This is a genomic window from Bacillus sp. JJ1474 (genome assembly GCF_036965225.1).
Lineage (GTDB): Bacteria > Bacillota > Bacilli > Bacillales > Cytobacillaceae > Cytobacillus.
This window is the reverse complement of sequence record NZ_JBALPC010000130.1, coordinates 6,000-16,035: the sequence shown is the minus strand read 5'-3', so window position 1 is coordinate 16,035 and position 10,036 is coordinate 6,000. Positions and strand designations below refer to the sequence as shown.

Genomic DNA, 10,036 nt, shown 5'->3' with positions numbered 1-10,036 from the left:
ATTTTATTTTAAATGATCAATCTTTTTTATATAACTACACCTATAACGAGTTCTTTTCCTCCTAAAATATCTTTCGTCATACATCAAATAAAAAAGACCATCAAAAGATGGCCTTTAACAATACTTAATAATGAATACTATTAGTAATGAATCAAAAAGTGTAGTTTTATGATACTCAACTGTGTTTTTAAAGCATAAGAATGTAACCTTCCTTTTTAAAGCATAAGGATGTCACCTTGACACTTTTATGGTTTAAGTCACAAGACAAATAAAAAACCACCAAATATGTATTTGGTGGAGACGGAGGGAGTCGAACCCTCGTCCAGAAACATCGGCACTTAAGCTTCTACGAGTGTAGTCGATATATTCGCGCTTCGCTGATCCTTATGCCTATCGACAGGCGTCCGGTCAGCTAGTCTGGTTGTGCTCTTCCTTTTCCCTCAGACGGTGAGATCCGGCGTAGCCCACTTAGAGTGAGTCCGCTACCCTACCACATGGGCGATGGAGGGGCGAACCGCTAAGCGCTATTAAGCAGCTAAAGCGAAGTTGTTTTGTTGTTTGCCAGTTATAGGCTTTGACGTTTTAACGAGGCCGATCCCCTCGACTCGCGACCTAAGCTCGAACTATCCCTGTCGAATCCGTAGCGTCCCCATTATAAAAGGTCTGCACCGAAGCTTATTCTGCATGCTGACAACTAACGGAATGCTCAAGTTTAGCTGAGCTAAAGTTATGTGTCACTGCCTCGTGACAGTTATTATTATAGCACATCTAACCACAATTTCAATTGTAAGTTTTTGTAAAACAATCCTACATCTTCTGTCTTTCGCGGAAAGCACGGTCTACTTCACGTTTCGCTTCTTTCTTTTTCAGATCTTCACGTTTATCGTATTTCTTCTTACCTTTTGCAAGGCCGATTAACACCTTCGCAAAGCCGTTTTTCAAATATAGCTTTAATGGAACAATTGAATAACCAATTTCCTTCGTGTCGCCGATCAATTTGCTGATTTCTTTTCCGTGAAGAAGCAGCTTTCTTGTCCGCAATGGATCATGGTTGTAGCGGTTTCCCTGTTCGTATGGGCTAATATGCATCCCAATGAGAAAAACTTCTCCTTTTTCAATTCTGGCATACGAATCTTTTAAGTTAACTTTGCCTGCACGAATAGATTTGATTTCAGTTCCCTGAAGGACAATTCCAGCTTCATAGGTTTCTTCTATTGCAAAATCATGATAAGCCTTTTTATTTTGGGCAATCATTTTTCCTGCGCCCTTTGGCATGACATTTCCCCCTTACATTCTTTTCTGCAAGAACAAAACCTTTTGGGGGCTAACTAGCAGAAAGGAATTTTTCGATAACCTCATTGTAGCAAATTTCCAAGGCTCGCTCAATTAAGAGCCTAGGTGGATTGAAAAAGAGAGCCTAAAATTGATAAAGGCCCTCTAATATTATAAACTAACGCTTTTTACTCTTTCTCTTCGCTTTTGGGGCATTGTCGTAAAACTTCTTTTTCTTTCTTGGACTTTTTCCTGAATCTTTGCCATTATTATTTTTTCCTTGGCCTTGTTCAGATTTCCCTTTACGAGGCTTTCGCTCGCTGCTGCCAGTTCGGATAATCTTCGGTAATTCTTTGGAATCCCTTCTCCGAGGGGTCCCCTTCATGCCAACAATCTCAAAATCGATAGAACGCTCTTCCTTATTTACTTTAATCACTCTAACCGTAATTTCATCCCCGATTCGGAAGACATTGCCTGTACGTTCACCAATCATTGCTAGATGGCGTTCATCATAACGGTAGTAATCATCCGTCATATAACTAACATGAATTAGACCTTCAATCGTATTCGGCAACTCAACAAACATCCCAAAGTTCGTAACAGAGCTAATAATTCCATCATATTCTTGGCCAATTTTATCTTCCATATATTCAGCTTTTTTCAGCTCGTCTGTTTCCCGCTCCGCGTCAACTGCTCTTCGTTCCATATTGGAGGTATGCTCGGCAATATCCGGTAATAGGACATTCCATTTTTCTCTTGTCGTTGCATCTAGCTTGCCTTGAATTAAATACGTTCGGATTAACCGGTGGACAATTAAGTCAGGGTAACGGCGAATCGGTGAAGTAAAATGCGTATAAAACTCCGTTGACAGCCCGAAGTGTCCCAGGCTTTCCGGATAATATTTAGCCTGCTGCATCGAGCGAAGCATCACCGTCGAAACTACCATTTCTTCCGGCTTTCCTTGCACCTCTTCGATTATTTCCTGTAATGCCCGCGGATGTACAGCATTGGCCGTTCCTCTAACTAAATAACCAAAGTTCGTAATAAACTCGAAAAATCTTCTTAGCTTATCCTCTTTCGGATCCTCGTGTATACGATAGATGAACGGAACATCCAGCCAATGGAAATGCTCAGCCACCGTTTCATTGGCAGCAAGCATAAACTCTTCAATTAGCCTTTCTGCTGTAGAACGTTCACGAAGAACAACATCATTTGGCTTTCCTTCTTCATCCACAATTACTTTTGCCTCTTTAAAATCAAAATCAATGGCACCGCGCTTCATCCGCTTTTCTCGTAAAATTTGAGCAAGCTCTCCCATAAGCTGAAACATTGGGATTAGCGGATCGTAACGCTTCAGCAGTTCCTCATCCTGATCCTCAAGAATTTTATTCACATCCGAATACGTCATCCGCTCCGTTGTTTTAATCACACTCTGGAAGATTTCATGTGATATAACCTCTCCACTCGAGGTAATTTCCATTTCGCATGATAAGGTCAATCTGTCCACCTGCGGATTCAATGAACAAATGCCATTTGACAGACGGTGAGGAATCATCGGTATCACCCGATCGACTAGATAGACACTCGTTCCCCGGTCAGATGCTTCCCGGTCGATAGGGGAATCTTCCGTCACATAATGTGAAACATCAGCAATATGTACACCGAGCTTGTAATTTCCGTTTGCTAATTTTGTCACGGTAACGGCATCATCTAAATCCTTTGCATCAGCTCCATCAATCGTCACAATCGTTTCATTTCTTAAATCGCGGCGGTTTTCTAGATCGCTTTCCGCAATTGTTTCAGGTGTACTATTTGCATGATTAATCACTTCATCCGGAAAAGCCATTGGCAGATTGTGTTTATGTATGATTGACAGGATGTCCACACCCGGGTCATTTTTGTGACCAAGAATTTGAATGACTTCTCCCTCTGCACTTTTCCTTCCTTCTGGGTAAGTGGTCAGTTTCACTACCACTTTATGACCTTCCACTGCCCCTAAGGATGCATTTTTCGGAATAAAAATATCGCTAGTGAACTTCTTATCATCAGGCAGAACAAAACCAAAATGCTTACTCTCTGTGTAGGTTCCAACAATTTGCTGAATCCCACGTTCTAATATTCGGACGATGGTTCCTTCTCTTCTTTGTCCTGAGCTTTCCGAGCTGACTCGTGCTAGGACGATATCTCCATGCATCGCGTTGTTCGTTTCATTTGGCGGAATAAAAATATCATCCATCCCTGGCTCTTCAGGTATGACGAAGGCAAAACCCTTTGCATGACCCGTTAACTTACCGCGGATCAGATTCATTTTTTCCGGCAGTCCGTAACGATTGCTTCTTGTTCTTACAACAAGCCCTTTTTCTTCCATTTGTACTAATGCCTTGACGAAGTCCTTGAAATCGGATGAATCCTCAATTCCAAATGCCGCCTCCATTTCTTGGACCGTCAATGGCTTGTAGGCTTCATCCTTCATATAATAGAGAAGCTTGTCAATGATCTGTTGAATATTTTCCATTTACTTTTCCCTCCCTCTCGAGGTTCGTTTCTATTATTCTTCCCAATTAAGTCTTTCTAAAAACTGATAGACGTCTTCATGCAGCAAATCTTTCTCTTTATCGAAAGTAATGACATGCCCAGATTCTTCGTACCATTTCAGCTGCTTTAAATCTGTTTCGACTGCGTTATAAATAATATTGGCACTGTCTGTATTAATCATGTGATCATGCCGTGCCTGTACAACAAATGTCGGTGAATAAACTGTATCCACATGCTGACGGACATCCGAGATCAGATTTTGCAGAGCCTTTAATGTTTTCATTGGCGTCTTACAGAATTCAGTCATTTCCTGCTCAATGATCTCTTCGGTTTTTCCTTCCAGCCTTTTATATTCCCGGGCATATTGCAGAATTCCTTCATACATCACTTCTTCGCTTTTTATATACATCGGCGCACACATCGTAGTAATTCCCTTTATAGGTACAGTGTAACCCAATTTTAGTGAAAATACGCCGCCTAATGACAAGCCGCACACAGCTATCTCCTGATGGCCTTTATTTTTCAAAAACTCGTACCCTTCCATGACATTTTCCCACCAGTCATCAGGTCCCGTAGAAATCAGTTCCTCCGGCGGAACCCCGTGTCCTTTATAAAGTGGCGCATGGCAGGTATACCCTTTCCCTTCAAGATAACGTCCAAGCATTCTCATGTCCGCTGTGTTCCCTGTAAATCCATGCAACAGCAATACTGCTCGTTTTCCATTTCCAAAGGTAAACGGCTTCGGTGCTACAATCTTCATTATGTAAGACTCCTTTTTTCTTAACTAAACGTTTGTTTAAAAGCGTATAAACAAACGTTTGATTAACTTGATTATCTATATTTTTAACAAACCAAGGGATTACAATCCAATAAAAACCATCTTTAACAAACGAAAAAAAACCTGACCTTCGTAAGGCCAGGCAATTTTTTATAATGCGAAATACGAAACTAAAATAGTCAGAATAAAGAATAGAACAGAAAGAACAACTGTGATGCGGTGTAGAATTAAATCAAGACCGCGTGCTTTTTGCTTCCCAAAAAGCTGTTCCGCTCCTCCTGAAATTGCACCGGAAAGACCAGCACTTTTACCAGATTGAAGAAGCACCACAAGTATAAGTCCGACAGAAACAATCGCTAATAAAACAATAAATAATGTATGCATCAAGGCCACCTCCTGAAAACGCACAACTACAATATTTTAAATTTATCATATTTTTGTAAGATGTACAATAGTACGGCACGGGATTTACAAATGGTAATTTAAAAAAGAGGAATTCTTATATTAAGATTGAAGATATATGTATATTAAATAAGGAGTGAACATGTTGATTGTAAAAGAAAGAACCATTCCCCTTAAAATTCTAGCTTGTGAAGCATTATTGAATAGGCTGCCACCGAATTTTGAAAAGCGGCCACTAATTGAAAAAGATTTAGCAAAGCGAAAAGCAGGCTTCCGCGGTGAAGTGGCTACTGATTATTACATTAATATTCTTACTGACAAAGAATTCACCATTGTCAAAAATCTTCGCCTATCCAACGGACACGAATACTTCCAGATAGATACCTTTATTCTATCCCCCACATTTGCCCTCATACTTGAAACAAAGAATATTAGCGGGACCCTCTTTTTTGATTCCAAATTTAAACAGCTTATCCGATATTTGAATGACAATGAAGATGGATTTTTGGATCCCATTACACAAGCTGAAAGGCAGAAGAGAGAATTAAGATATTGGCTGCACCAGCGAAACATTTCAATTCCTATTGAATATTTAGTTGTCATTAGCAACCCGACTACCGTCATAAAAACAGATCCAAAAAATCATGTAGCTTTTAAAGTAGTCTTACATGCCCATGAATTATTGGATCGTATTGAAAAAATGCAAAAATCATTTACGGGAGAGAAATTAACAAAGCGGGAGATAATAAGAATAACCAAGCTTCTAGTTAATAGCCACACGCCTGAAAAAGTCAACGTGCTGGAGAAATACAAAATTTCTGTATCCACCTTAATAACAGGTGTTCAATGCCCAAATTGTAAGGCTTCACCAATGAACCGTATATACGGAACATGGTTCTGTTCCATATGTAAGCTCAAAGATAAGGCTGCCCACCAACAAGCTTTATTAGATTACTGTCTTTTAATAGATTCTTCGATTACAAATCAGCAATTTCGGGAGTTTTTGCAAATTTCTTCCGCGGATATTGCAAAAAAGTTATTATTTTCTATGAATTTACCTCATTCCGGTTCAAATAAAGGCCGTATTTATCACCTTGACATCCTTTTAAGTAGAGATATCGGTCAGTTTTGATGATATATCGGTCAGCTTCACTATTATATCGGTCACTTTTTTGATATATCGGTCAGTTCATCAACTATATCGGTCACTTCATATAGAAAAGGTGACTGTCCCCGCAGTCACCTCCTACTAGTTACTTATTCAAGTTATAAAAACTCTTCAATCCACCATATACCGCTAAATCGCCAAGCTCGTCTTCGATGCGGAGTAATTGATTATATTTTGCAATACGATCCGTACGTGACATAGAGCCTGTTTTGATTTGTCCAGCGTTTGTTGCTACAGCGATGTCAGCAATTGTGGCATCTTCTGTTTCGCCTGAACGGTGGGAAACAACGGCTGTGTAGCCTGCACGTTTCGCCATTTCAATCGCTTCAAACGTTTCTGTTAATGTACCGATTTGGTTCACTTTAATTAGAATGGAGTTGCCGACACCCTGCTCAATTCCTTGAGCAAGCTTCTTCGTATTTGTTACAAAAAGGTCATCTCCAACTAGCTGAACTTTCCCGCCAATGCGCTCTGTTAAAAGTTTATGACCTTCCCAGTCGTTTTCATCTAAGCCGTCTTCAATGGAGATAATTGGGAACTCATTAACTAACTCCTCATAGAAGCTCACCATATCTTGAGAAGTTAAGCCTGTGCGGCCTTCGCCAGCTAAATCGTATTTGCCTGTTTCTTTATTGTAGAATTCAGAAGAAGCTACATCCATTGCTAAGTAAATATCTTTCCCAGCTTCGTATCCAGCGTTGCGGATTGCTTCGATAATCACTTCTAAAGCTTCACGGTTTGAGCCAAGGTTCGGTGCAAAACCGCCTTCATCCCCAACAGCCGTGTTAAGGCCTTTACCTGAAAGAACCTTCTTCAATTCATGGAAAACCTCAGTACCCATGCGGATTGCTTCCTTAAAAGTAGGCGCTCCAACAGGCATAATCATGAATTCTTGGAAATCTACGTTGTTATCAGCGTGTGATCCTCCGTTAATAATGTTCATCATTGGTGTCGGAAGCTGCTTTGCATTGAAGCCGCCAAGATAGCGATATAAAGGAAGACCCACAGACTCAGCAGCCGCGTGTGCTGCAGCCATAGATACGCCCAAAATAGCATTCGCGCCAAGCTTGCCTTTATTTTCAGTACCGTCTAATTCGATCATCGTGCGGTCAATGCCAACCTGATCCGTCACATCCATGCCGATAAGCGCTTCTTCAATAATATTATTTACGTTATTAACCGCTTTTTGAACACCTTTTCCAAGGTAACGGGATTTGTCACCGTCACGAAGCTCAACTGCTTCGTATTCACCTGTTGATGCACCAGATGGAACAATGGCACGGCCAAAGAAACCAGACTCTGTAATGACTTCTACCTCTACAGTTGGATTACCGCGGGAATCTAATACTTCACGAGCGTAAACATGTTGGATATATGGCATATCTTTTCTCTCCTTTAAAATCTTTTTTTTAGTAGTAAAAAATTTATTTTTTCACAAGCGTCTTTCCAGTCATCTCAGCTGGTTTCTCCAGCCCTAGCAAATCAAGTATAGTTGGCGCCAGATCACCAAGGATTCCGCCATCACGCAGCTCAATTCCAGCTGCCGTCACAATAACAGGCACAGGATTGGTCGTATGGGCGGTCATCGGGTGGCCATCAAGTGTTACCACTTCATCTGCATTTCCATGATCGGCTGTAATAATCGCTTTTCCGCCTTTTGCAATAATGGAATCCACAACTTTTCCTAAACATTCATCAACCGTTTCTACAGCCTTAATCGTTGGCTCGAGCATACCGGAGTGACCGACCATATCGGCATTGGCAAAGTTTAAGATAATCGCATCAAACTTATCCGCTTCAATTTCCTTCAATAAGGCATCTGTTACTTCATAAGCGCTCATTTCGGGTTTTAAGTCATATGTTGCAACCTTTGGCGAATTAATCAAGATTCTCTCTTCACCAGGGAATTCCGCCTCACGACCGCCGCTCATAAAAAACGTCACATGAGGATACTTTTCCGTTTCTGCAATTCGCAGCTGCTTTAAGCCATTCTGAGAAATAATCTCTCCTAGCGTGTTATCTAAGTTGTTCGGCTCAAATGCTACATATCCGTCTACAGTTTCACTAAAATGAGTCAAACATACGAAGAAAAGATTCTCCGGATGCTTTGTCCCCCGATCAAATGAACGGAAATCCTTATTCGTAAAGGTGTTCGAAATTTGGATCGCCCGGTCCGGACGGAAATTATAGAAAATAACCGCGTCATTATCTTGAATCGTTGCAACAGGCTCTCCATTTTCTTGCGTTATGACAGATGGAAGGACGAATTCGTCAAAAATCCCATGACTATAATTATCCTCCACCAAATCGACCGCCTTAGAATATGTTGGACCCTCACCGTATACCATGGAGCGATAGGATTTTTCAACCCGCTCCCAGCGCTTATCCCGGTCCATGGAGTAATACCGGCCAGAAATGGTAGCAAATTTTCCAACACCGTATTCCTTCATTTTTTCCTCTGCTGCTTTTATGTAGCCTCCTGCTGTTTGCGGGCCAACGTCACGTCCATCCAAAAAACCATGAACAAAGACGTTCTTTACGCCTTCTTCTGCGGCAAGATGCAGGAGTGCATACAGATGACTGATATGACTATGGACGCCTCCATCCGACAGCAAACCCATAATATGTAAGTTGGTGCCATTCTTTTTCACATGGTCCATCGCTTTTAAGAATGTTTCATTTTTATCGAATTTGCCTTCGCGAATGGCCACGTTGACTCGAGTTAAGCTTTGATACACAATCCGGCCGGCTCCAATATTTAGATGACCTACTTCAGAATTGCCCATTTGTCCTTCAGGCAGACCAACCGCTTCTCCGGATGCCGTTAACGTGGAATGCGGGTATGTATTCCAGAACCGTTCAAAATTCGGCTTCTTCGCCTGATAAACGGCATTTCCTTTATGCTCTGCCCTTAAGCCGAATCCATCAAGAATAATTAAAGCTACCGGGGATTTACTCATACTTCCCTGCCTCCAATAATTGCAGGAAGGATTGCGCCTCAAGACTTGCTCCGCCTACTAAAGCCCCATCAATATCTGGTTGAGCCATATATTCTTTAATATTAGCGGGCTTCACACTGCCCCCATATTGAATGCGTAACGCTTCAGCAGCAGCCTGTGAAAATTGATCTCTCACTACTTGGCGAATATGGGCACATACTTCATTTGCATCCTCCGCTGTTGAGGATTTCCCCGTACCAATCGCCCAAATTGGCTCATAGGCAATCACTGTTTGTTTGACTTGTTCTTCAGACAAACCCTTTAATGCATTTTCAACCTGGGAACCAACAAACGCCATTGTCTCCCCGTTCTCACGCTGTTCCAGTGTTTCACCAACACAGACGATTGGCGTTAGATTGTATTTGAACGCAGCCAAAGTCTTTTTATTGACAGCCTCATCAGTTTCATTGAACATTTCACGGCGCTCCGAATGACCGAGAATGACATACGTGACGCCGATATCCTCAAGTGCTGCAGGACTGATTTCTCCTGTAAAAGCACCGCTTTCCTCAAAATGCATATTTTGAGCACCTATGCCTACACCATAGCCTACTAATGCCTCCAAAAATAGAGCAGGTGCACAAACTACTGTTTCAACCTTATCTTGGTCCGGAATCGAGCCATCGATTTCTTCAAAAAATGCTTTCGCCTCTGAAAGGGTTTTATGCATTTTCCAGTTTCCTGCAATAATTGGTTTACGCATGCTGGCACATCCTTTTTTGATAAAAAAATTTAGGGTTCACCGTTCGGGGGCGTTATAACTGCCTTTGATACGGATATTTCCTGTCGAAGGGTGTTATGAATGCTCCTTAACTACCTTCCTCACGCTTTTTTCTTGCCGAAAGGAGTTATGAACACTACCTTCCTCACGCTTTTTTCTTG

Annotated in this window: 8 protein-coding genes and 1 other RNA gene; 1 reads left to right on the top strand and 8 read right to left on the bottom strand. The window is 41.5% G+C overall.

Annotation, left to right across the window (positions count from 1 at the left end; genetic code table 11):
* Positions 1-292: 292 nt before the first annotated feature.
* The 5 genes from ssrA to secG all read right to left on the bottom strand — a co-directional run bounded on the left by ssrA (position 293) and on the right by secG (position 4,969).
* Positions 293-651: a transfer-messenger RNA gene (gene ssrA / locus V7164_RS16345) on the bottom strand.
* A gap of 156 nt (positions 652-807) precedes the next feature.
* The gene (smpB, locus tag V7164_RS16340; RefSeq protein WP_335344031.1) at positions 808-1,275 is read right to left on the bottom strand and encodes an SsrA-binding protein SmpB; all 468 of its coding nucleotides are present in this window, start codon (positions 1,273-1,275) and stop codon (positions 808-810) included.
* Positions 1,276-1,450: 175 nt separating this feature from the next.
* Positions 1,451-3,787, bottom strand: coding sequence for a ribonuclease R (rnr, locus tag V7164_RS16335; RefSeq protein ID WP_335354613.1), 2,337 nt, complete (start codon positions 3,785-3,787; stop codon positions 1,451-1,453).
* A gap of 33 nt (positions 3,788-3,820) precedes the next feature.
* On the bottom strand, positions 3,821-4,567 hold the full coding sequence (locus tag V7164_RS16330; RefSeq protein ID WP_335354612.1) for an alpha/beta hydrolase: 747 nt from the start codon (positions 4,565-4,567) through the stop codon (positions 3,821-3,823).
* Positions 4,568-4,735: 168 nt separating this feature from the next.
* Complete coding sequence (gene secG, locus V7164_RS16325) at positions 4,736-4,969, bottom strand: preprotein translocase subunit SecG (protein ID WP_335344034.1); 234 nt, start codon at positions 4,967-4,969, stop codon at positions 4,736-4,738.
* Positions 4,970-5,129: 160 nt separating this feature from the next.
* Between secG and V7164_RS16320 the strand changes: the two genes are divergently transcribed.
* Positions 5,130-6,119 carry a nuclease-related domain-containing protein gene (locus V7164_RS16320; protein ID WP_335354611.1) on the top strand — a complete coding sequence of 330 codons (990 nt, stop codon included), beginning with the start codon at positions 5,130-5,132 and terminating at the stop codon, positions 6,117-6,119.
* Positions 6,120-6,240: 121 nt separating this feature from the next.
* Here V7164_RS16320 and eno read toward each other — a convergent pair whose 3' ends face one another.
* From eno to tpiA, 3 genes are read right to left on the bottom strand one after another with little or no spacing between them, the layout of a single operon-like run.
* A complete protein-coding gene (eno, locus tag V7164_RS16315; RefSeq protein WP_335354610.1) occupies positions 6,241-7,536 on the bottom strand; it encodes a phosphopyruvate hydratase in 1,296 nt (431 codons plus the stop codon).
* A gap of 43 nt (positions 7,537-7,579) precedes the next feature.
* Positions 7,580-9,115 (bottom strand): 2,3-bisphosphoglycerate-independent phosphoglycerate mutase, encoded by a 1,536-nt coding sequence (gpmI, locus tag V7164_RS16310; RefSeq protein WP_335354609.1) that lies wholly within the window; start codon positions 9,113-9,115, stop codon positions 7,580-7,582.
* Positions 9,108-9,857 carry a triose-phosphate isomerase gene (gene tpiA / locus V7164_RS16305; protein WP_335344038.1) on the bottom strand — a complete coding sequence of 250 codons (750 nt, stop codon included), beginning with the start codon at positions 9,855-9,857 and terminating at the stop codon, positions 9,108-9,110. The genes gpmI and tpiA overlap by 8 nt, the downstream gene beginning before the upstream one ends.
* Between the last annotated feature and the right edge of the window lie 179 nt (positions 9,858-10,036).

What these genes read in the sequence shown, in the direction of transcription:
- smpB (WP_335344031.1), bottom strand. Translation starts at nt 1,275, where the DNA reads ATGCCAAAGGGCGCAGGAAAAATGATTGCCCAAAATAAAAAGGCTTAT.
- V7164_RS16320 (WP_335354611.1), top strand. Translation starts at nt 5,130, where the DNA reads ATGTTGATTGTAAAAGAAAGAACCATTCCCCTTAAAATTCTAGCTTGT.
- V7164_RS16330 (WP_335354612.1), bottom strand. Translation starts at nt 4,567, where the DNA reads ATGAAGATTGTAGCACCGAAGCCGTTTACCTTTGGAAATGGAAAACGA.
- rnr (WP_335354613.1), bottom strand. Translation starts at nt 3,787, where the DNA reads ATGGAAAATATTCAACAGATCATTGACAAGCTTCTCTATTATATGAAG.
- secG (WP_335344034.1), bottom strand. Translation starts at nt 4,969, where the DNA reads ATGCATACATTATTTATTGTTTTATTAGCGATTGTTTCTGTCGGACTT.
- tpiA (WP_335344038.1), bottom strand. Translation starts at nt 9,857, where the DNA reads ATGCGTAAACCAATTATTGCAGGAAACTGGAAAATGCATAAAACCCTT.
- gpmI (WP_335354609.1), bottom strand. Translation starts at nt 9,115, where the DNA reads ATGAGTAAATCCCCGGTAGCTTTAATTATTCTTGATGGATTCGGCTTA.
- eno (WP_335354610.1), bottom strand. Translation starts at nt 7,536, where the DNA reads ATGCCATATATCCAACATGTTTACGCTCGTGAAGTATTAGATTCCCGC.